Source organism: Parabacteroides goldsteinii, from assembly GCF_020091425.1.
Classification (GTDB): Bacteria; Bacteroidota; Bacteroidia; order Bacteroidales; family Tannerellaceae; genus Parabacteroides; species Parabacteroides goldsteinii.
This window is the reverse complement of record NZ_CP081906.1, coordinates 4390114-4414491: the sequence shown is the minus strand read 5'-3', so window position 1 is coordinate 4414491 and position 24378 is coordinate 4390114. Positions and strand designations below refer to the sequence as shown.

The window sequence follows — 24378 nt, the reverse complement described above, 5'->3', positions numbered from 1 at the left end:
CATGAACTGGTTAGACATTGTACTAGTATGTCTGGCAGGAATTGGATTTGTGAAAGGCCTGTTTGATGGAGTCATCAAACAGGTTGTTTCGCTTATAGCCCTGGTTGTTGCCATCTTTTTTTGTTCGAAGGCGGCAGCCTGGTTGAAGGGATATATCGTTACCCTGAACTGGTTTCCGCCTGAAGGGGTGACCATACTTAGTTATGTGGCCGGTTTCCTGCTGATCGTGGGAGTGATCATGCTGGCAGGTGAAATCATGAGCCGGGTTGTCGGAGTTACGCCCCTCAGTGTGCTGAACCATCTGGGAGGAGGAGTGGTCGGGCTTTGTTTTATGTTAGGATTTGTCAGTCTTATACTGAATGCACTCGAAGGCATAGATAGGGGATCCGTGCTGATCCCGCGTCAGGCTAAGGTGGAATCCCATTATTATAACCCGGTTAAAGAGATTATTCCAACCATTTACTTCGATAAATTGTTTTGGGGAAAAGAGTAAATATCTTGAAGGTTTGTTATCCGGCAAGATGTATAATATATATAAATGTATATGGAAGATTCGAATAAGATAATAAATGAGGTAACGAGCAGCGACTATAAGTATGGTTTTGTTACTGATATAGATACGGAGATGATCCATCGCGGTCTGGATGAGGAGACCGTCCGTATCATCTCGGCCAAGAAGAATGAGCCTGACTGGCTGCTTCAATTCCGCCTGAAGGCTTTCCGCCACTGGCAGACGCTGGAGATGCCCACATGGCCTCATCTGACGATTCCGCCGATCGATTATCAGGATATAATCTATTACGCCGCTCCGAAGAAAAAGGAAGGTCCGAAAAGCCTGGATGAAGTAGACCCGGAGTTATTGAAGACTTTCGATAAGCTGGGTATTCCTTTGCACGAACGTGCTCAACTGGCCGGTATGGCGGTCGATGCCGTTATGGACAGTGTTTCTGTAAAGACAACCTTTAAGGAAACGCTGGCAGAGAAAGGGATCATCTTCTGTTCGTTCAGTGAAGCGGTGTTGCATCATCCGGATCTGGTACAACAGTATCTGGGAAGTGTAGTGAGCTATCGTGATAATTTCTTTGCGGCATTGAACTCGGCAGTCTTTTCTGACGGTTCATTCGTTTATATACCGAAAGGCGTACGTTGCCCGATGGAGCTGTCCACCTATTTCCGTATCAATGCAGCCAATACCGGACAGTTCGAACGTACACTGATCGTAGCCGACGATGAGGCATATGTAAGTTATCTGGAAGGATGTACCGCCCCGATGCGCGACGAGAACCAGTTGCATGCTGCTATCGTTGAGATTGTAGCCAAAGAACGTGCAGAGGTGAAATATTCGACTGTACAAAACTGGTATCCGGGCGATAAAGAAGGTAAAGGCGGTATCTATAACTTCGTGACCAAGCGCGGCCTGTGCAAAGGTGAAGGCAGTAAGATCTCGTGGACACAGGTGGAAACCGGTTCGGCCATTACCTGGAAATACCCGAGTTGCATCCTGGCCGGCGATAATTCTGTCGGTGAGTTCTATTCGGTTGCTGTAACCAACAATTACCAGCAAGCGGATACTGGAACGAAGATGATCCACCTGGGTAAGAATACGAAAAGTACGATCGTGTCGAAAGGTATTTCGGCCGGTCATAGCCAGAACAGTTATCGTGGCCTGGTGAAAGTATCTCCGCGTGCGGAAGGTGCCCGTAACCATAGCCAGTGCGACAGTCTGCTGCTGAGTTCTACCTGTGGCGCCCATACATTCCCTTATGCCGATATACAGAATGAAACGGCCGTGGTGGAGCACGAAGCTACAACGAGCAAGATCAGCGAAGAACAATTGTTCTATTGCCAGCAACGCGGTATCTCCGTCGAAGAGGCCGTCGGTCTGATCGTAAACGGCTATGCCCGTGAGGTAATGAACAAGCTCCCGATGGAGTTTGCCGTCGAAGCACAGAAGCTGCTGACCATCTCCCTGGAGGGAAGCGTTGGATGACTCAGCTAAGGCGAAGGCATGCGCTTAAGCTAGCACGCGCAGTGCGTCCTACCTATGACGCATGATGCGTTCTACATTAGCGCGCACGGTGCGTCATAGGTAGAACGCACACTGTCGCCTTATCGTATCTGTTGCCTATATCCGGGAAGGGGAACTGCCGGGAGAAGGGAAGTATAATATATAATAACTATAAATATGTTAGAAATAAAGAACTTACATGCCAACGTGAATGGCAAAGAGATATTGAAAGGTATCGACCTTTCTGTAAAGGCTGGTGAGGTACATGCCATCATGGGTCCGAACGGTTCGGGAAAGAGTACACTCAGCAGTGTGCTGGTAGGTAATCCGGCTTTCGAGGTAACTCAGGGCGAGGTGATCTTCAACGGGAAGAACCTGCTGGAGTTGGAACCCGAAGACCGCAGCCGTGAAGGTATTTTCCTGAGTTTCCAGTATCCGGTGGAGATCCCGGGTGTAAGCATGGTGAATTTTATGCGTGCCGCCTTGAATGAGCACCGTAAATATAACGGTCTTGAACCGGTTTCCGCAACCGATTTTCTGAAACTGATGCGTGAGAAACGTGCTATCGTCGAACTGGATAACAAACTGGCGAGTCGTAGCGTGAACGAAGGTTTCTCCGGTGGTGAAAAGAAACGTAACGAGATTTTCCAAATGGCTATGCTGGAACCTAAACTGGCTATCCTGGATGAGACGGACAGCGGTCTGGATATCGATGCGCTCCGTATCGTGGCGAATGGTGTCAATCAGTTGCGTACACCGGAAAACGCAGCAATCGTAATTACTCACTACCAGCGTTTGTTGGATTATATCAAACCCGATGTGGTACATGTATTATACAAAGGGCGTATCGTAAAAACAGCTGGTCCGGAACTGGCCCTCGAACTGGAAGAAAAAGGCTACGACTGGATCAAGAAAGAGATGGGGGATGAGTGAGATGAGAGCCGAACAACAATATATCGATCTTTTTACCAGATATGAGGACCTGGTGTGTCGTCATAGCGCAGCGGTGATGAATGCTCCGCGTGCTGAGGCACTGGCCGATTTCGATCGCCTGGGTTTTCCTTCGGTAAAGAGTGAAGATTATAAATATACAGATGTAGCGCAGGCTTTTGCCCCCGACTACGGGGTGAATATCAATCGCTTGGCTATTCCGGTCAATCCGTATGACGTGTTCCGTTGCGATGTCCCGAACCTGAGTACTTCCCTCTATTTTGTCGTGAACGACACGTTCTACGATAAGATGATGCCGAAAGCGCATCTGCCGGAAGGAGTATACGCCGGCGGCTTGAAAAACTTTGCGGAGCAATATCCGGAAGTGGCAGCCCGTTATTACGGCAAAGTGGCAAAAAGCAGCCATGACGGTATCATCGCATTGAATACGATGCTGGCACAGGACGGTTTCGTGCTTTATGTGCCGGAAGGTGTGGCTGTGGAACGTCCTATCCAGCTGATTAATATATTCCGCAGTGACGTGGATGTTATGGCAAACCGCCGTATCCTGGTTATTATGGAACCGCGTTCGGAAGCCAAATTGCTTATCTGCGATCATAGCATCGACGATGTGGAATTCCTGGCTACCCAGGTCGTTGAGATATTTGCCGGCGAAGGTGCTTACTTTGATTACTATGATCTGGAAGAAAGCAGCATTTCCACTTCCCGCTTTGCCTCGGTCCATGTGAAACAGGAGGCTTCCAGCAATGTCCTGGTAAATGGTATTACCTTGAATAACGGCCTTACGCGTAACAACTATTATATTGAACTGAACGGCGAATATGCAGAAACAACCCTTTGTGGAATGTCCGTTATGGACCGTGAGCAACAGGTGGATACGTATAGCCATATTACGCATGCTGTGCCGAATTGTACCAGCAATGAGTTATTCAAGAATGTTCTGGATGACCATGCAGTCGGTGCATTCAGCGGCCGTATCCTGGTAAAGGAAGGTGCCCAAAAAACGGCTGCTTTTCAGACAAATCGCAACCTCTGTGCTACCCGTGAAGCCCGTATGTATAGTAAGCCGCAATTGGAGATTTATGCGGATGATGTGAAATGTTCGCACGGTATGACGACCGGGCAGTTGGATGAGAATGCATTGTTCTATATGCGTAGCCGCGGTATACCATTGAGCGAAGCCCGTATGATGCTGAGTGTAGCATTTACGTCGGATGTGATTGACCATGTGCGTCTGGATGCTTTGAAAGACCGTTTGCATAAGCTGGTGGAAAAACGTTTTCGTGGAGAACTGGCACGTTGTGCCAATTGCCGTATCTGCAAATAAGATATTATCTGATTTTAGAAAGGCCCGGATAGATGTTATGTCTGTCCGGGTTTTTTGTCTATCTTTGTATTTCACCAATCATTTATTATCATATGCAATTGAGTCATATAGCGATTTGGACGAAAGAATTAGAACGTTCCCGTGAATTTTATACAACGTATTTTAATGGGAAAAGCAATGAAAAATACGTGAATCCCAAGAAAGGGTTTGCTTCTTATTTTGTGACTTTTGAGGGAGGGGCTTCCCTGGAAATTATGCAACGGACAGATATTACAGAAGAGAGGGCTGGGCTGTTTATAGGTCTTGCCCACTTTGCTTTCTCTATCGGTTCAAAGGAAAAGGTAGATAGTATGATAGAACTGTTTCGTGAAAATGGTTATACAGTACTCGGTGAACCACGAACGACGGGAGATGGTTTTTATGAGGGGGCCATTGCTGATCCTGACGGAAATATTGTAGAAATAATTGCCTGATATGGAGATACGTATTGAACAAACGACAGACTATCCTTATGATTTGCTTCTGTTAGCGGATCCGAACCGCGAGTTGGTAGATAGTTATCTGAAAACATCCGATTGTTTTGTCGCTTTGTGTGAAGGACAAGCCGTAGGAGTGATTGTTGTTCAGAAACAGTCTGTAAACGGGGCAGTAGTGTTGAACCTTGCCGTAGGTGAGTCTTTCCAGCGGAGAGGTATTGCACGCCGTTTGCTTCGCTTTGTCTTTGATGAATGGGCGCGATCGAATCGAATCGCTCTGTTGAAAGTCTGTACCGGTACTTCTGCTCCCGGTCCCATGATGTTGTACCAGCAGGAAGGTTTTGACCTGAAAGAGTTGGACCGTGATTATTTTGTACGTAATTATCCGGAACCGATCTGGGAAAATGGCATTCAGTGCCGCCACCGGTTAATCCTCGAAAAAAAACTGTAACAACTAATTTATATAAAATAAATACAGGAAAACCGGATAATAATCTTTCAGGTTGGTATGTAATTTCTTCAATGCTTTGGAAATATGGTACTCGACCCCTTTTGTGGTTATTCCCAACGTTTCCGCAATCGTTTTATGAGATTTGTTTTCATAACGGCTCATAATGAATACGACTCTGGTTTGTTCTGGTAAAACGGCCAGGGTTTTATTGACTATTTCTTGTGCTTCGGCAGTAAATAGTTCGTCGGGATCACAGGCTTCCAAAGTCGATATGCGGGTATTCAGTTCCCATTCGGCATGATTCAGTAATTGTTCGTTGACATCTTCTCTAACCTGCAGGTGCTGCAAATAGTTCAGGCATTTGTTTTTTATGATAGTAAGAATATAGGCAGGCACATTCGAGTCTTTTTCCAATGAATGACGATTCTCCCAGTAATACATCAGGGCTTCGATAGTAAAGTCTTCAGCAACAGCTATATCCCTTACATACGTATTAGCAAAGCGGATGAACCGGCCCTGGTAATCTGTAAATAATTGATTGAATGCTTTTAAGTCTGTTGTATTCTCCATTCCCCGAAATTTGTAATCGGTCGTAAATATAATAAAAATAATGTTACCGTTTCTCTCTTTGTTTGGGGGATTCTTATATAAAACAAAAGAACGACCTTCAATTGTTCTGAAAGATCGTTCTTTTATTTGGATTAGGCTTTATTTTTCAATGAACATCCTCATTCATTAATTTAGCCCAAATATTTCCCGGATACAGCTGAATAGCCTGATTAAAATCATTTTTTGCTGCCGACGGATTCTTCAGTAGCAGATGTATCAGACCGGAGTAATAGGAGATATTGCTCTGTTGTACGTTCTGATTGGCTTCACCGAACTTAGCATATGAATCCATCAGGTTTTGTTGCATGCGTTCCAGTGTTTTTTGCATATTGCTTAAAACAGCATCTGCTTTTTCATTTTTATTTAATTTCCTGAGAGATTTTATTTTGTAGTAATTCAGATCTGTCAGGTAGTCCCTGAAGTGTGTTTCAGCAGATTTTTCAAAACATTCCCTGGCTTTGTCTGCTTGTTTCATAGCTTCGTATGCAATACCGGATAAATAATATACCTTGGCTTCATAACCACCCCGGGGAGACGGAGCTACTTCCAAATTGGCAGGATACTGATTAGCCAGGTCGAATTCCCGGATCGCTTCTTTATACTGTTTTCTTTTTAGAAGTTGCATTCCTTTCAACATATGCGAATCAACATAGATGTCGTGTACCTGTCCGCCGCCTTCCCATAAATGGAAATGTCTGGTATCCATTATTTTTATTGCTTTATCATATTTTGCTGTGGCATTATAGAGTGTAAGTAACCGCATTACGGCATCGTCATGTTTCATGACGGTTTTCAGATGGGATTCCAGTCTTTTTAATCGCTGGGTTGCCGGAACATTCGCCTGCTCATATATTTTATCCGATTCTGTTAGTAATAACGGATCATTCGGGTTAGCATTGATTGCTCTGTCATAATACTTCATGGATTTTTCCAGATCGTTCAGACATCCGTATCCGAAACCAACATTACGCGCTGCGATAGCGAAGGCAGGATCAGCCTCTGTTGCGTGTAGCCAGTGTTCTAGACCACTCTCTTTTTGTCCCAGGTAATAGAGTAAGTTCCCCAGGTGATAGTGGAGGAGTGCATCATTCGGTCTTTCCTGCAATAGCGTTGTGAAAAGAACTATTTCTTCGATCCGGAAAGGATAGTTGTTCAACGGCGATAATGATGCGGCTTTATCCAGACAAGCCTGGAACTCTGTTGTATTCTTTCCTTTCAACAGGTTATATGCTTTGTAATAATAAAGTAGCGGATAAGAAATATAGGGTTCGCCTAAAGAAATGGCACTGTTCAGTAAGGTCAGTGCATCTTCTGTGGCTCCGATTGTCATGTAATTGTTCACGACCTCCAGCAATTCCTGTACGGCAATGATCCCTTTGCTGTTATGATTCGTTCCGGCTTTTAGGAAAGAAGCACCTTGTGAAACGGATAAGTTGGTTTCGGCAGCACTCCAGTAATCGAGCGGATCGATCTGCTGGATATAACGGATCGTTTCCTGTGCTTCCTCTTTCTTACCCTGCATCCGAAGAATGTAGGCTTTGAGAGTAAGTGCCTGTAAGTCGCGTCCTCCTACGTAAAGCGATTGGATAATCATGTCCATAGCCCGCTTGTAATCCTTGTCTTTCACTGCCAGGACAGCCAGTTCATAGAAAGAACGATGTTTGAAGTCGGGAGTCCAGGTAGCAGCCCAATAAGCATCCGTCGCTTTGCCGATATTGTCTGTCATCTGATATAGATACCCCAGATAATAAAGCGCTTCCGTGTTCTTTACCGTTGTATAATCGTGAGACAAACGTGTCTGGGCACGTAATAAATGTTGTTCCGCTTTTTCCCATTTCCCCTGACGGATATAATGTTTCCCTACTTCGATATTTACGCGGGCATCCATCGAGTCACGTAAAAGAGCTTCGTTATAGAAATCCATATAATCCAGACGGGCATTGTTGAACTGGTCGACGCGGAGACCAGCTAGGTAAAGCTCTTCATTTGTTTTATATTCTTTGACTGGCTTGGTGCCGTCGATGACTTTAGGAAGCGGTTTTTCTTCCTGTACGATCGGACGGTAATCGACCAGTAGGTTACCTTCAGCATCGTAAAGTGCAGTATAAAGTGCCGAGGGATCTGACGGATCGGGCACGGATACCTGTTCGAGGAAATATTTGTCCGGATCGATGTTGATCCGCCTATCCATTATTATCCGGTCTTTATATTTTACGACAACACGGGCATTTTCGTACAAAGTAGTTGCGCAATAACCTACACGATAGTTGTTGCCTTCGGTCGGTTCAAAGTTTACGGCTGCATCATTCGTGGCATTCTTTACGCCTTTGATACCTTTTATCGGATACCATATTTGGCTGAATTCGCGGATTTCGCCCGGGTTTATCCAGCTGTAATCCGGTTGGTTATCGGAATAACCGCCTACCATCAACTCCAGGTAATGTCCGTCGTTGTCGGATAGTATTTTGTTCCACATCTCGCCGTTCGCGTTGTTTCCCCATAAGAAGAATTTCTTTCCGGGTACGATATGGCGGTTAGCTACATGTACTGTTCCTGCATCTTTTCCATAGTCGTAACCGGCAAGGAAAGACATTTCGCTTCCCCAGGCAAAAATTGAACGGGAGTTTCCTGTAAAGTTTTTCCACCAGGATAAATCGTCATTTTCCCCACTGCCGAGGTTTGCTTCTCCGATCGGCCAGTTTGTGAAGTATACTTTATGGTGGTCGGCTCCGAATTGTACATCAGGCGGGAATATCACCTGATATTGATCGTTACAATGGACGGATACATTTGCCCAGTACAGCATCGACTGGATCATCGGGGTCGGGTTGATCACTTTGATTTTTGCTTCCACCCAGGAACGGTTGGGGTATACCGATACACCTACCGACCATTTTAGCCGGTGACGTAATTCTGTTTCTCCCACCCAGATTGTCTTGCTTCCGTCTTCATTTTCTTTCATTGTCCAGTTGATGGGCATGTAACTGCTGGCACGGTGATGGTCGGGGATATTCCATTCGACACCTCCCGAAAGCCAGGCACCTAACATACCGATCAAGGCTGGTTTTACTCCTGTTTGGGTGTAAAAGAAAGGATAGTCGTTGGTTTTGTCGGAGGCGGCAAAAATACGACCGCCGATCTCCGGAAGAATGGCAATGTCGACATACTGATTGTCCAGCCGGAGTACATTGTAATCTTGCTGGACTTGCTTTTCTGTCAGGACATCGTAAAGGGGATAAGGATAAATATATCCTTCCGCTCCCTGATAAACGCGGCCGGTAAAAAAGATCGGATCAATTTCCGGGGCACCGATCTGATAGGTCGGAATTTTCTCTGTTACAGATTTCATGTTAACCTGTTGTCCCCAAAGGGTACCGGCACACAATAATAGAAGTGGTAAGAATTTAGATTTCATGGTTGCTATAATTAATAATTTAAGAATGTATACATAAAAAGAAATTAAAAACATGGGTGAGGAGTAAAACTGCCCCGAGATCACTCCCGGGACAGTTCTTAATAAGGCTTAAGCCTTAGAAAAATTTGACTAATACCTTATTTGTAATGTAATTCAACGTGTTAGGTTTGAATTCTGCTGTTTGTCTGTTGAGGGATAAGGTAAATAAATTGACTTTTCACCTTGCCATGTAGTTGCATCAGGAATTAATACAGTTTCTGCAATAGAAACACCAGGAGCTACTTCAATCGGAGTATTGGTTTTACGTTCGTTGAAGGTCTGTTCCAACAATTCCATACGCATCTGGTCGTCACGGCGAGTTACCATACCAACCCAGTAGCCTGCAACTTCCCAACCGTGTTCTTTAAATGCAGCATCGGCAAAAGCAGAACCGCTTAATCCGGATACCGGTTCCAAACCTGCACGTTCTCGTACTTTATTCAAACATTCATAAGCCATGGCATTAGGAGTACCATCTGCACGTGCCTGTGCTTCAGCGTACCATAGCAACACTTCTGAGTAGCGGATCAAACGGTGGCGATGGTCATTGGTCATCCAACCGGTATTGGCTGGTTTCGTATAATCATAATCACCACCATCTTCACCGATTGTAAAGATACAGAACATAGGATGTTGTTCCGGTATATCCTTATCCCACCAGTCCAGTAATTTATTTCCTGCTGTATTTTTCTTCAAGATTTTAGGGTTATAGGTTGCATCTTTACGAGGACCTGCTGGGAATTCTTTCCAGAACTTAATTTCACCCCAACCATCACCCCAACCACCGAGCGATTCGAACAGGTTACTATCTGTCATCTGAGAGTCTTCAACCCATGTAAATGCACGAGAGTAGTTGATACCTACAACCGTTTCGTTTGTATAATTATGACTCGGAGCGTATACATATTTATATTCCGGTTCCAGAATATATTCATACGTACCTGCGTTTACACCATCGATAACAGCCTTAGCCTGTTCTGCTGCGGAAGCATAATATTGCGTTTGTTTCAATGGCCAACCTGCCATTGCCATATAAACAGCAGCCAAAGTCGCTTGAGAAGCTTGCTTCGTGATATATACATTAGCACCTTCATATTTGCGCGGAGCTGCAGAATAATCAGTTGGAAGTGTTGCAATACAATCTTGCAAGTCCTTTACTATTTGAGTATACACTTCTTCAACAGAAGCCAGTGGACGTTCATAATTCACTTCATTATCCAATACTAAAGGTATAGGTCCCCAACGACGAACTAACCAGAAATAGTTGACTGCACGCCAGTATTTTGCCTGACCGATTGCAATGTTGACTTCTTCCTTTGTGGTTGGAGTCCTTTCTGCATTTAAAATAATGTAGTTTGCAGCCTTGATAGCTGTATAAGAGGTTTGCCAGGCGGCTTCTATTCCTTTATTCGCATCGGTCGGATGGAATGCATCAACCTCTGCATAGGCTTGTTTATTACTGCCTGGATTAGTAGTCAAATCGTCACCCTGCCAACTGGGAATGGTAGGATTGGTATTGGTTTGGATCATACATATCTTATTATATAAAGCATAAGTAGCCATATCCAATTCTTCCTGAGTGGAGAAGAACGTCGAGGGAGTTAATTGTCCCTTCGGATCTTCATCCAGGAAATCATTACAAGAGGTTGACAGTAAAGCCAGACCTAAAGCATATACTATATATTTAGTTTTCATAATATTATATCTTTATTTAATGGTTAGAAATTCAAGCGAACACCAAATGTATAAGAACGAGTCAACGGATAAGCTCCTAAATCAATACCGTCATTTACGTCGACGCTACCATTACCAATGAAAGAGATTCCTGCCGGATCCATTCCTTTATAGCTGGTAATCGTAAACAGATTCTGACAACTGAATGTAAAGCGAAGATCAGCAAACTTTGCTACTTTTTTCGGTAAGTTATAAGATAAACTTAGGTTGTCCAAACGGAAATAGTTTGCAGATTCCAGGAACTTCGTGGAAACGGAGGCTGATTGATAATCATTGCCTGTAACAGAAACTGAAGGATAACGGGCTGAAGTTCCCTTCACATCATAGTTGTTATTTAAGTATTCACGTAACGTGATGAATGCGAAATCTCCAGTCATAGCAGTTCCCGTAAAGCGAACCAAATTCAGGCGGTCGGCTCCAAACGAACCTGTAAAGAATAGATTCAAATCCCAATTTTTCCAACGGAGCGTATTATTCCATCCTAATGTAAAATCAGGAGTGGATTTTCCAATGAAAGAACGGTCGCTGCTATCTATTATGTTGTCATTATTTATATCTTCAAACGAATCTTTGCCTTCTGCATCCAGACCAGTCCATTTGTAACCGTAGAAAGCACCGATAGGTTGTCCTACTTCCACGCGGGTTACACCATCTGTCGGGATCATACCTGCTGCCGGAGAAATTCCGGAAACGAAGTCTAATCCACCTAAGTCTTTTACTTCATTCTTCAGATAAGTACCGTTGAATGTTGAACTCCAGCTAAAATCAGGAGTGTCGAAGATTGTTGCATTGATAGAAAAGTCAATACCTCGGTTGCTTACTTCAGCCGCATTTACCCAATAAGAACCACCGCCATCATAATTCGGAATGGAGCGTTGCAACAAACCGTCTTTTGTTCTCTTATCAAAATAATCAAATGAGATATTCAGACGGTGATTCAATACAGAAAGGTCTACGCCTAAGTCGAATTGATGTGTTGTTTCCCATGATAGATTCGGAGTAGCCACTGTTGTTCCTACCCAATAACCTGTGTATTGAGAAGCACCTCCGAAAGCATACATCGCTTTAGACATCAATCCTAATGTTGCATATGGGTCAATAGCCTGGCTACCGATCAAACCGTAGCTGGCACGAATCTTCAAATCCTGGAATATGTTTTGATTTTCCATAAAACCTTCATTACTTAAAGACCAGGCAGCAGCAATAGATGGGAACCACCCCCACTTGTCATCAAAGAATTTGGAAGAGCCGTCGGCACGGATTGTCCCTGTCAACATATATCGGTCTTTATAGTTATACATTACGCGGCCTACACCTGACATCAATGCCCATTTAGAATAACTGTTGTCTGAAGTACGGCTGGAAGCCATATTAACATTCCACCAACCAACACTTTCGGTCAACAAACCAGAACCGTTTAATGTCATATAACGATATTCGGACTGAGTCGCTTCGTAAACAGCAGTTGCAGTAAGAGCATGGTCATCCCATTTGTTTTGATAAGTCAAATTGTTGGTCGTTTGTAACGTCATCCGGTAAGCATCACTATTTCCCATACCGTTATTGCTGTTAGTAACCTTTTTGGTTGAGAATGAATATCCTTTCTGATCATTATAATCTATACCATTACTAGTTGTAAATGTTAATCCAGGGAGAATATTAAATTTTAAATCGATGCGGGCATTGACAATATCGTTAAGAGTTTCTCCTACTTGTTCTCTCAGTATTCCCACCGGATTATTTTGGGTCAAAGCACTGTATGGATCTCGGGTATATGTACCATTTTCATTTAAAATACCGAGTACTGGAGAATAGTTCATTGCTACATTAATAATATTACCTTTTCCAGCATTGAAGTCTCCGCTTTTTCTTACATTATGAGATGCATTCACATCAGCGGTAACATGCAACCAATCCAATACTTGAGAGGTGATATTGGCACGAGCTTGATAACGTTTGTTTGAATTCTCAATAACGACGCCTTCTTGTCCTACATAGTTACCGGAAACTAAATATTGAATTTTATCGCTACCACCGGAGAATGTCAGTTTGTAATCTTGCGTAATACCTGTCTTATAAATCTCATCCTGCCAATCTGTACCAGCCGTTCCATTTTGAAAAGCAGACAATTGATCGGAAGAGAATGTATTGGCTCTATAAGTATTATATAATGTAGCAAATTCATATGGATTCAGCGTATCATAACGTTTAGCGACTGTACCGATACCGATTTGTGCATCGAGCATCACCTGCCGTGTGTTGGCTTTACCTGTTTTTGTCGTAATCAAAACAACACCGTTGGCTCCACGCGAACCGTAGATAGCCGTAGAAGATGCATCTTTTAAAATCTGCATAGACTGAATGTCTTCCGGGTTCAATCCTGTCAGACCACTTTCACGAACAATGCCGTCGATTACATACAACGGATCATTGCTACGGTTGATAGAACCTGAACCGCGGACACGGATCTTAACCGTACCGCCCGGTACACCACTATTCTGTACTTGAACACCTGATACGCGTCCTTGCAATGCATCAGAGACCTGTTTGATCGGTTGGTCTTTAAATGATTTGCTGTCCAAAACGGATACAGATCCGGCCAAGTCTGCTTTACGGACTGTACCATAGCCAACAACTACAACCTCGTCAAGAGCTTGATTGTCCTCTTCTAATACAATGTTGAACAATGTCTGGTTGTTTATTTCGATTTCTTGTGGCAGATAGCCGATGTACGACACTTGCAGAATAGCATTTGCCGGAACATTTTCCAATGTGAATTTTCCATCTAAATCAGTAATAGTTCCGTTTGTGGTTCCTTTGACAAGGATATTAGCTCCAGTTACTGGTCCCATGTTATCCCTTATGGTACCTGAAATTGTACGAGTGTCTTTCTGATTTGTTTCAGTGTTTACAGGTACTTCTTTCTTTGAAATGATTATCTGACGGTCAGATATAGAATAGTTATTTTCCGGCACGGAAAATAACTGATTGAGTATTGTATCTATCTTTTTGTTTTCAACATTGATAGACACTTTGCGGTTCAAGTCGATTGATTTGTCGAGATAAAAGAAAATAAACTCACTGCTATTTTCTATTTCATTAATAACTTCTTTAACTGTCTTATTATTGTAGTTGATAGAGAATGATGCTTCCTGAGAATATGTTTCTGAGGCAAAGCATGATCCGACGGTTAAAAATGCAAAAAGTAAAAAAAATTTCATGGCGCGTATTAGTCTTTTTTGTTTGGTTTTCCCTTGACTAAACCAGGTTTGCTTATTCATATTCTGTAACGATTTAAGTTTATAATACGGTTTAATACTAGTGATTTGATAATGGGTAAGTCCTAGACTTTTACCCAGCTTAATTTAAGGTCCCATATTAATTTGAATTTTAATGTTTAACAATAATGTTTATAAATTCATTTGTTTGTTCTATTTCAATCGGCGCAGCATTCCGCAGTGCATTGAATACCTTGTCCAAATCATCTTTCAGATCCAGCTTACCGCTACAAGTTAGTTCACTAACTTTATCGTCCCAGTGGATTTTAACCCCATAGTACTTACAAAGTTTTTCGAGTACAATATTCATCTTTTGATGCTTGAACTGGTAATAGCCATCTTTCCAGGCAACATAATCCTGGGTATTAACAGTTGAAGTATAAATCTTGTCATTAGAATTGTCGTACGAGAACAACTGGTTCGGACTGATAGTGTTTTTCTTGCGGCCTTTTACCTGTACTTCCACTTTCCCTTCTACCAGTACGACATTGCTGTAGGATTCGTTTTCATAGGCTGAGACATTGAACTGCGTTCCGAGGTCTCTGATTACCATCTTTTTTGTCTTCACGATAAACGGTCGTTTTTCGTCATGAACCACATCCAGATAAATTTCACCTTCAACGAAGATCTCCCGACTATGATCTGAGAATTTGTTCGGATAAATAACTTTCGAACCGGAATTTACCCATAATTTACTACCATCTGCAAATGTGACGAAAGAACGTTTGCCGACAGGGACGATCAATTGGTTGAACGATTGAACTTCTTTCTCTTTTTGTTTTTCTTTCCCTACTTCTATATCTTGTGAATTAACGCTAATACTTCCTTCTTCATTATATTCGAGTTGAGTCTCTTTCCCTTCAATCGAGAGCTTTTTATTCTCTGAAAGGATTAATTGAACATTTTCCGAAGCATCATCTGTTGAGGGGATCGATTCGATAATCGCTTCATAATTAATTTCGGATTTATTGGAATATATGCTATACCATCCATAGGTAAGTATAGCCAGTAAAGACGCGGCTGCTACAGCTGTTATTTTCAGGAAACTGTTCCGGCGTTTCTTTAAGTCATACTTATTATTTGCTGTCTGAATACGTTTCCAAAGCTCTTTTTGTTCTCCTCCCGGTAAAAAATGAGCTTCTGTAGATGTTTTTATATTTTTTAGGAAAGAGTGTGCAATCTGCATCTCCTGTTTAAAGGATTCGTTTTCGTCCTGAAGTTGTTGCCAGAATTGATGGTCCTGAGTAGTCGGATGTAATATCGATTCCAGGAAATAATCATCATTCAACAGCTGATGGGCTTTATATTTTGTATAATCCTTATTCATTTCGGAGGTGCTTTTAGAATGAGGATACATCAATTCTTTTTTTATACTCACTTAAAAAAAGAAATTTTAGAAAATATTTTATTTTAGTGAAATAGCGAGTATTAATAGGAATACTTCAATGGAATCGTAATTTTGTCTTACTTTTTTGAGTGAACGCTGAATCAGGTTCTGTGCAGATTGATAATTAAGGTTCATCAGTATGCATATTTCATCCATACTTAATTCTTGGATAAAACGGTAATAGATAATTTCTTTTTGACGGGGCGTTAAAAGAGCAAGGATCTCATTGATCATTTTCTGCTGATTGGCATATTGTTCATTATTGATGAAATCTTCTTCGACGGTAGATTCTAATGAAAATTGAATGTTTTCCGGTAATTCCCGGTCATAAAAAGATTCCTTATATAGAGTGCGTATAAGGCAGTTTTTTACAGAAACGAATAAGTATACTTTGATATTATCAGGAGTGATGAGGCTATTCCTGTTTTTATACAGCGAAGTGAAAACTTCTTGTATACAATCTTTTATAATTTCAGGGTCAGAAGTAAAACGGAGGCCGTACCGGTATAAAATTTGTACATAAGTAGTGTATATCCAGCTGTACGATTCGTTATCACCGGAAACAAATTGACGCCATTTTATTTTACTTTCATCTACTTGCATACTTGTGTTTTGTGTAGCAAATATAAGACAATTATACTAAAATCAAAGGTTCGGTCTATCGTTTATGAGAAATAAAAAAGCTTTGGGAATAAAAATAAAGACCTCTGATAGAATATTTTCTCAAAGGCCTTTAATTCAAATTTATTTAGAGCGTTTCGAATACGGAGAAATTTATTATCTGAGGATCCGCTTTCGATTCGGTCACAACTAATTTTATCGCTTCAACTGTTTGGGAGTCAAATCTGTTAATATGTTTATGTCCGATGCTGCTACCCGAAGATAACTCGATCCATTCATTTTCTTTTTTACCTTTCAGTAAATATTTCAGTGTCCGTTCCCCTTTGGATATATCTTCCTGTATGACGACACGGTTTATGCTGGTCGGTTTATCGAAAGAAATGGTGTATTCTGATCCGGTACCAGCTATTTGTTGTAGCGGTGTTCCATATTGGCGTGCAATCTCATGGCCAAGTGCTTCGACCTGACGGACGTCGGCTTCAGGGATAAGACCTTTATTATCGACAACCAAACCTAAAAGCATATTCGTGTTTCTTCCTACACTGGTCTCATATTTTGTTAGTAGTTCGGGGAGAGTGAACATCATGCTATCCTGTCCGGCCGTCCAGAACCAGCCTCCCTGGAAGGAACGATTCCAGCGCAGGGTGAAATCTGATTCCCCCGGACACCAGAACGGGGCGAAAGGATCGCCGTTCAAGCCATTTATAACACGCGTGCCGTCGGCATTGGTTGTCGAATCGGCAGTAGACCAACACGGATAAGGGGCGACACCTTCCTCATTGCCTACCCATCTGATCAGGTTGGGATGACCGTACGGACCCTGGAAAGCGATGGCATTGGGTTGTAGTTTCTGTACCAGGGATAGTACGTCTGCACCGCCCTGGTCTTTGGAAAGCACGCCGCCATCAAACCATATTTCAAATAATTCCCCGTAATTGCTCCATAACTCGGTCAATTGCTGCGTTACGATTTTGTTGTATTCTTCCTGAGTGACCGGACCGCCTTCCTGGACAACGCCGGGATTGTCTACATACAGATAACCGTTTGCCGTTGTGCTGGCATAGATTCCCGGTTTGATGTTATACTTTTTACAGGAAGCGATAAAATCGGCAACAATATCACCTTCGCCGTTTTTCCAGGGGGATTGTTTGATACTGTAATCATGTGCTTCCGTTGGCCACAGGCTGAACCCACTGCAATGCTTGGCTACCAGTACGGCATATTTGGCTCCCAGTTTGTGCGCGGTTTCCAGCCATTGGTCGGTATTCAATTCTGTCGGGTTGAAAATGGATGCGTCCGGATGCGTTCCCCATTTCCTGAAATTGTAGTCCGGTTGGTAAACAGGCATATCAAAATGGATCAATACGCCGACTTCGGCATCGGCCCAGGCCAGTTGCCGTGCGTTTGGGGTGACAACGTTCGTCGGTTCGTTGGATGAACAGGAAACAAGAACTGACAAGGCTGCCAGTAATCCTACAAATGTTTTTTTCATGATTGAGTCAGATTATATTTCAGATGCAAGTATAGTGAAAAATAATATGCCAATATGCTAATGTGTCAATATGCCAATAAAATACCATGGATCTAAAATTCTTAAAACTGGTACATTAGCATATTGCCTTATTGGCATATTGGCACATTAGCTCATTGGCACATTATTAGTTTGTCCAACCCGGATTCTGCGGTAACAGATTAGGATTGTAAGTAAACTCGTCTGTCGGGATCGGATACAGGTATAAACGATCGTACCATGTACGTGTCATACCCGGATAGAGAACACGGTATTCGCCGGTTGCCGGGTCACGCGGACCCAGGTAAGTTTTCTGGTTTTCCAGTAATTTACCGGCTTTCCATCTGCGTAAGTCATCCCAGCGAAGACCTTCGCAGGCTAATTCTACGCGGCGTTCACGACGTATTTCATTGAGAAGCGGAGAGATCGCTGTTTCCCATTTTGGCCAGTTCGGGTCGGTGAAGCCAACATCGACTGTTAAATGTTTCATACCTACACGGTCACGCAGTTTGTTGATCGTTTTATCCAGAACAACCTGATCACATTCTCCCAATTCGGCTTTAGCCTCCGCATAGTTTAGTAGAACTTCACCATAGCGGTAAATCAGGTCGTCCAGTGTACATTTAATAAATTCATTATCTTCTGCTAATGGAGAATACATCTTATACAAACGGTAGCCAGTGAATGTCATGTTGTTAAAAACCGGAGAGTTTTCATACTCCTCCGAACCGTCAGCCAATATAGCGATAGGGCGGTCAGGGGTGTAAACACATTGTTTCAATCGAGGATCGCGATTTTCGAATTCATCCATGAATTTGGCATCTCCTTTGTAACGATCGCTTAATGCAATCGGTTTACCGTCATCACATAAGAATGATTCTACAAAATCTTTGGTCATGCCTGTACCGGCTTCGCGAACTGTACGCGGGCGGTTATTCATACGCTTATCTGTAACATAGGCAGCAAAAAAGATCGCTTCTTTATTATTCGTATAATCCTGCTGATTGAACAAAGCATGGTAGTCATCTTCGATATTACCTGTTGTATAGATGTCGAAATTACCACTATTGATAACTTTTTCGGCAGCTTCAACACTGGCACGAAGATATTTTTCTGCATTTTCAAGATTTCTGTATTTTCTCCAGGTCCCTTCAAATAGACAAACTCTTGATTTTAATAATAGTGCTGCATATTTACTAAGTCGTGTGTCGTTCATGGTTTCCGGCAACCATGCACTGGCTTTGTCCAGACAGGCACAGATAGAATCGACAACTACTCCACGATCATTACGCGGGTTATATAACTCTTCCGAAGAAGTGGTCAGATCTGTTGTCAACCAGGGTACATCGCCGAAGCGGAGCACTTTCTCGTAATAAAACTTTGCTTTGAAGAAGTAAACCTCACCTACATATCGGTCGATATTCTCTTGAATACCTTCTACTGTGTGGTAACGTGCTAGGAAATAATTACAGCTTCTGATGTTGGCCCAATCGCTTTTAGACCAGCCTCCTCCGGCTGTAGGGATGGTATAATCACTCCAGATGAAAGCATCTTTCGACTGATGTGCTTGGTTGTCGGAAGCATTGTCGTTACCATATGCTCCTGTATTGTCTAATGTGGTATAGAACTGGTTGGCAAAGTTTTTCAAGTCGCTTTCTGTCTTCCAATAAGTCTCGTCATTGATCTTATCTTCGGGATATAAATCCATGAAGTCATTATTACAGGCTGAAAATCCGAGTAATAAAGACAAGCTCGCTATATAATATACTTTTTTCATTCTGTTTTTAATTTTAATTATTCTACAATCTTCCATCTTAGAATGTCAGGTTAGCACCAAAAGAGAATGACCGGATAAATGGATAAGCATTTACTGTAGCCAATTCAGGATCGAAAGTGTCGGGCATTCCGGAGAATTCAAACAGGTTGTCTGCATTGAAGTAAACTCTCAGCTTGGAGATTTTAGCCTTTTCCGTGATATATTTTGGAATCGTATAGCCCAGTGCTAACTGTTTACAGCGAATATAAGCACCATTCAACATAAAACGTGTTTGATTTTGATTGGTCGCATCTGCATTAAAGCGAGCGCGCGGGAAGAATGCTTCGCGATTATCTTCTCTCCAATAGTCATAATTCATTTTTTGAGGAACAGACCATTGAGAACCATAATGCGACAAATAGAATGTCTTAGATGGTATAATATCACGTTTCATAGTTCCCTGGAAAAATAATGTGAAATCGAAGCCTTTATATTCGGCCGTACCGCGAATACCGAAGTTATAACGTGGTGTTTCATTACCGATAACTTTCAGGTCACCAGAATTATTGACCGTGTTTTCGCCTCTTGTCACTTTGCCGTCACCATCCAAGTCTGCAAATTTAATATCACCGGCATATTGCGTAAAACCTACAATTTTTGACTGATCCCATGCAGAAGCTTCTTCGTCCGATTGGAATAAACCTTCTGTGACGAATCCCCAGATTTCACCCAGTTTCTTGCCCTCATAATAACTATCGGACAAGTTCTTTGTCGGGTTATCATATTTGGTAATTTCAGCCTGATAGTCGGATAAAGATAATGTTGCGCTATAGGCCAAGCCATTTTGTAGTGAAGACTTCCATGTTAAAGCTACTTCCCATCCTTTGGTCCTCAAGTCGGCAGCATTCATTTGAGGCTCAGAAACCCCTAAGATGGAAGGCAGCGTCTTTGATTTTGTCAACATATCTTCTGTTGTTCGTACATAATAGTCGAATTCTCCGGTCAACTTGCTGTCAAACATGGAGATGTTAAAACCTAAGTCCCATTGTTTAACTGTTTCCCAGGTTAACTGATCGCTTACCAATCCAGGGGCATATACACCCATCTGCTTTTCACCGTTAAACAAATAGCCTACTTCACCTGTGGAATAAGTAGAAATATAAGGATAATAAGAGGCATATCCATTTTGATGTAACACCTGATTACCTAAAGCTCCATAAGAACCTCTGATCTTGAAGTCATTAACGATGTGTGCGATTGGTTTCCAGAATTTCTCCTGTGAAAGTCTCCAACCCAATGAGAATGTCGGGAAGAAAGCAAAACGATCATCTTTCGGGAAACGTGAAGAACCGTCGTAACGACCATTTACCTGTACCAGATATTTGTCGTCGTAAGCATAGAACAGACGGAAGAAAGCACCACGGATGGCCCACTGGTTCATATAATCACTGGTTGAGCGGTCACCAGTTGCCAGGTTCAGGAATGGAATATCGTTGGCGATCAGATTGTTTCTGCTCAGCCCTACACCTTTATAAGTTGCATTTTCCTGGTTGAAACCGATCATTCCTTCCAAAGCATGTACTTTATTGAATTTCTTCTTGTAAGTAGCGTATGCATTGAATACGTCATATTGAGATTCATTCTTCGTATAAGATACCTGATTCGGAGAAGTATGCGGGAAGATTGAACCCGGATTTCCGTCAGCATCATAGTCAATGTATTCACGTACATGGTTCTTGAAAGAATAGTTATAGTAATTATATGTATAATCGACGTTAATTTCTAAACCTTCAAGTGGGTTTAGTTTTGCAAATGCCGTTGCATACATATTATTGTTTCTCATTTCGGCAGAACCACCTTGTGATAACCAGGCTGCCTGATTCGTAAAGTAACCGTCGCCACAATAACCGGCAAAATGGCCGTCCGGATGATAAACAGGCATTAAGGGGCGGCTGTCGCCCGGAATGGTTGCTCCCAAAGAGTTGTTACCATATTTATTTTGTGGACCGGTATTCATTTTTACCATTGACAGAGTAGCTCTCAAGCCAACCTGCAACCAGTTGTTTACCTTGTAGTTTACGTGTTGCAATACATTGAAACGTTTGTAATCTTCATCTGTCCATTTAGAGATACCGTCCTGCTGGAACATACCGGCCGATGTCATATATTTGGCTGTTTCGCTACCGCCTTGTACACTGATGTTGTACTGTTGCATCGGATAACTTTTCTTATTCAAGGCTTCATACCAGTCGGTATTGCCACAATAACGGTATTTGCTGGCTGCATCGTCCGGATGATGGAATACCGGAAGATTATTGACCGGATCATTGTAATAATTTCGGACATGCTCCATAGTAATGTCATCGAAATAGTTACTACCGTTGCTTGTCGTGTTGGCATCATTCATCCATTGTGTATATTCCATGGAGTTCATATAATTGGCATGAACGGTCGGAACGTTGATGGAATAGTTTGCGCTCAGTGAAACGACCGGTTTTTGTGATACGAAACCTGTCTTGGTGGTGATTAGGATTACACCGAAAGCGGCACGTGCACCATAGATAGACGCGGAAGCCGCATCTTTCAATACGGTTACATCCTTTACGTCCTGCGGGTTGATTAGGTTCGGATCCATTTCGATACCGTCTACCAGGATCAGTGGTTCTCCCCCTGATAAGTTCGTTGTTCCACGAATATTGAATTTAGAACCTGTTCCCGGAGCACCGTTGGAGGAGCTGATATTCAAGTTGGCGATTGCGCCCTGCAAACCGGCTCCCAGGTTGGTCAACGGGCGGTCTTCGATCACTTCCGAACCGACGGTTGCCACAGAACCTGTCAAGTCTGCTTTTTTCATGGTACCGTATCCTACGACAACGACTTCTTCCAATGTCTCGGAGTCTTCCTGTAAGATGATTTCCATTCTTCTTCCGGCGTTAGCTTTCACTTCTTCTCTGACATAGCCGATGAAAGTGATTACCAGCGTAGAGCCTGATTTTGCGTTAATAGAGAAATTCCCTTCTACGTCCGTTGTAGTTCCGTTGGTTGTCCCTTTTTCGACAATGTTGGCACCGATAACGGGGTCTCCATTGGTGTCGATTACTTTACCTCTGATTGTACTACTTTGTTGCGGAGCAGCAGCCATAGTCTGTTTGCCAAGTACGATATGGTTTCCTTCTACAGAATATGTGATACCCGAATTAGCCAACAATTCTTCCAGTACTTTGGAGACAGGCTGGTTTTTAGCCTTTAACGACACCTTCTTGTTTACGTTTACCTGGTTGTTGTAGATAAACAGGTAATCAGTCTGGTGTTCTATCTCGTTCAGTACTGTTTCCAGTTGAACATTTTTCTTGTTAATACTGACCCTCGCATTTTGTGAATGTGTATTTTCTGCAAAAGTGCAGAACACACATACTAAGAGCAGGAATGTCGTGATTCTCATAATTCTGAAAATTTTTAAGGGTCGCGGTGCCCGATAATTACACCTCGACAAAGTGTTTTCTTTCATACTTTGTTGTGATTTGAAATTAATAAATTAATAATTTAGTTTGTGTTAATTGGATGTCTGCCGGCTATTGCCCCCCAGCTTTCACCGGCATTACGGTTAACAAATTTTTTATCCCATAAGCATTTTAATTTAGGTGAAACATATTGTTAAAATCATTTGATATAAATAATGTGATTGTCGTCATCCCGTTCATAGGCAAACTTTATATCTTTTTGTAAAACCCTCAATGCATAATCAACGCCGTCGGTTTGTCTGAACTTTCCTGTATACAAGTATTTTTGTACTTGTTTGTTTGTGATATAGATGTTTATCCCATAGTATTTCTCAAAATCTTTCATGATCGATGCAAATGTCTCGTTTTTGAAACAGATCAGGCCTTCCCGCCAGCGGTAAGGCGTATAATCGTCTACCGGTTTCACCCGCAGTTTGCCATCATGCAGATAGGCTTTATTGTGTGGTGTGAGCATCAGGCTTTCGTTTGCATCGGTCAGGGAAGAAATTCTCACACTTCCTTCCATCAGGGTTGTTTCAAATATTTCTGTTTCCGAATAAGAGTCGACATCGAATTTAGTTCCCAATACCTCTACGTTATAATTGTTTGTTTGCACGATGAACGGTTTGCTTTTATCTTTTGTCACATCGAAATAGGCTTCGCCGTCCAGTTTGACCAGACGTTCCTTTTCGTTAAAGGTGATTGGGTATTGAATGGTAGTCCGTGCGTTCAGCCAGACATTTGTTCCGTCAGCTAATGTAATATTGATGCGTTGTCCTGCCGGGACAGTGATTGTTTGCAATGCTATCGGAGTCTTTTCCGTTTGCATTTGCCGGTAGATAAAACTCCCGCCAAGCGTAAGGGCGATGACTGCGGCTATTTTGATTAACTCAGTTCTAAAAGAACTAAGGTTTATCTATTTCTCTAGAAAGAGTTTTAATATTTCTTTGGAAGGATTCAAAAACAGGCCCGGCAGGATAAAAAAAGAAATAAAATGTAAAGTATCATTTTATTTCAGCTCTATTGGGCGGATCGGATTTCTACCGCAGAAAGTTTCTTTCGCTAAAATTCCCCACTGTTTTTGTTTATGTGGGGAATTTCCCCCACTACAAAGGGGAATAATCCCCACAGCAATGGGGAAAAATACCCACTGCAATGGGGTGAGAGTTAGACTTCACAAACAAATTTGATAAAATCAGAGCTGTTTCTGTCTTTATTGACACCACTGGAAACAATATCATATAAAGGAAAAATTGAGTTTGTAATATTTTTTTATATTTTTACTAGGGATATGCAAGTCTGAACTGCTATTAGTA

At 42.3% G+C, this 24378-nt stretch carries 16 protein-coding genes; 6 read left to right on the top strand and 10 right to left on the bottom strand.

The features are described 5' to 3' along the window. The first annotated feature begins 1 nt into the window (after position 1). From K6V26_RS18910 to K6V26_RS18885, 6 genes are all read left to right on the top strand, one after another. Complete coding sequence (locus tag K6V26_RS18910; RefSeq protein ID WP_224263553.1) at positions 2-493, top strand: CvpA family protein; 492 nt, start codon at positions 2-4, stop codon at positions 491-493. Positions 494-544: 51 nt separating this feature from the next. Then, on the top strand, positions 545-1990 hold the full coding sequence (gene sufB, locus K6V26_RS18905; protein WP_046146411.1) for a Fe-S cluster assembly protein SufB: 1446 nt from the start codon (positions 545-547) through the stop codon (positions 1988-1990). A gap of 195 nt (positions 1991-2185) precedes the next feature. Continuing rightward, the gene (sufC, locus tag K6V26_RS18900; RefSeq protein ID WP_007655266.1) at positions 2186-2941 is read left to right on the top strand and encodes a Fe-S cluster assembly ATPase SufC; all 756 of its coding nucleotides are present in this window, start codon (positions 2186-2188) and stop codon (positions 2939-2941) included. Then, positions 2934-4286 (top strand): Fe-S cluster assembly protein SufD, encoded by a 1353-nt coding sequence (sufD, locus tag K6V26_RS18895; protein WP_224263552.1) that lies wholly within the window; start codon positions 2934-2936, stop codon positions 4284-4286. Before sufC ends, sufD begins: the two co-directional genes overlap by 8 nt. Before the next feature lie 92 nt (positions 4287-4378). After that, positions 4379-4759 (top strand): VOC family protein, encoded by a 381-nt coding sequence (locus tag K6V26_RS18890; protein ID WP_007655261.1) that lies wholly within the window; start codon positions 4379-4381, stop codon positions 4757-4759. Position 4760: 1 nt separating this feature from the next. Then, on the top strand, positions 4761-5213 hold the full coding sequence (locus K6V26_RS18885; protein ID WP_224263551.1) for a GNAT family N-acetyltransferase: 453 nt from the start codon (positions 4761-4763) through the stop codon (positions 5211-5213). A 3-nt stretch (positions 5214-5216) separates the two neighbouring features. Here K6V26_RS18885 and K6V26_RS18880 read toward each other — a convergent pair whose 3' ends face one another. From K6V26_RS18880 to K6V26_RS18835, 10 genes are all read right to left on the bottom strand, one after another. Next, positions 5217-5783, bottom strand: coding sequence for an RNA polymerase sigma-70 factor (locus tag K6V26_RS18880; RefSeq protein ID WP_007655252.1), 567 nt, complete (start codon positions 5781-5783; stop codon positions 5217-5219). Between the two features lie 145 nt (positions 5784-5928). Continuing rightward, complete coding sequence (locus tag K6V26_RS18875) at positions 5929-9237, bottom strand: DUF5107 domain-containing protein (RefSeq protein WP_224263550.1); 3309 nt, start codon at positions 9235-9237, stop codon at positions 5929-5931. 153 nt (positions 9238-9390) lie between these two features. Further along, a complete protein-coding gene (locus tag K6V26_RS18870) occupies positions 9391-10971 on the bottom strand; it encodes a RagB/SusD family nutrient uptake outer membrane protein (RefSeq protein ID WP_007655247.1) in 1581 nt (526 codons plus the stop codon). Between the two features lie 23 nt (positions 10972-10994). Further along, complete coding sequence (locus K6V26_RS18865; RefSeq protein ID WP_224263549.1) at positions 10995-14291, bottom strand: SusC/RagA family TonB-linked outer membrane protein; 3297 nt, start codon at positions 14289-14291, stop codon at positions 10995-10997. Between the two features lie 109 nt (positions 14292-14400). After that, positions 14401-15615, bottom strand: coding sequence for a FecR family protein (locus K6V26_RS18860; RefSeq protein ID WP_224263548.1), 1215 nt, complete (start codon positions 15613-15615; stop codon positions 14401-14403). Between the two features lie 78 nt (positions 15616-15693). Continuing rightward, positions 15694-16278 (bottom strand): RNA polymerase sigma factor, encoded by a 585-nt coding sequence (locus tag K6V26_RS18855; RefSeq protein WP_007655241.1) that lies wholly within the window; start codon positions 16276-16278, stop codon positions 15694-15696. Positions 16279-16423: 145 nt separating this feature from the next. Then, positions 16424-17788 carry an alpha-L-fucosidase gene (locus tag K6V26_RS18850; RefSeq protein WP_224263547.1) on the bottom strand — a complete coding sequence of 455 codons (1365 nt, stop codon included), beginning with the start codon at positions 17786-17788 and terminating at the stop codon, positions 16424-16426. A gap of 166 nt (positions 17789-17954) precedes the next feature. Then, positions 17955-19583, bottom strand: a complete 1629-nt coding sequence (locus tag K6V26_RS18845) for a RagB/SusD family nutrient uptake outer membrane protein (protein ID WP_224263546.1) — start codon at positions 19581-19583, stop codon at positions 17955-17957. A 37-nt stretch (positions 19584-19620) separates the two neighbouring features. Then, entirely contained in the window at positions 19621-23004 is a 3384-nt protein-coding gene (locus K6V26_RS18840; protein WP_224263545.1) for a TonB-dependent receptor, read from the bottom strand. A gap of 218 nt (positions 23005-23222) precedes the next feature. Further along, positions 23223-23891, bottom strand: a complete 669-nt coding sequence (locus K6V26_RS18835; RefSeq protein ID WP_224263544.1) for a FecR family protein — start codon at positions 23889-23891, stop codon at positions 23223-23225. Between the last annotated feature and the right edge of the window lie 487 nt (positions 23892-24378).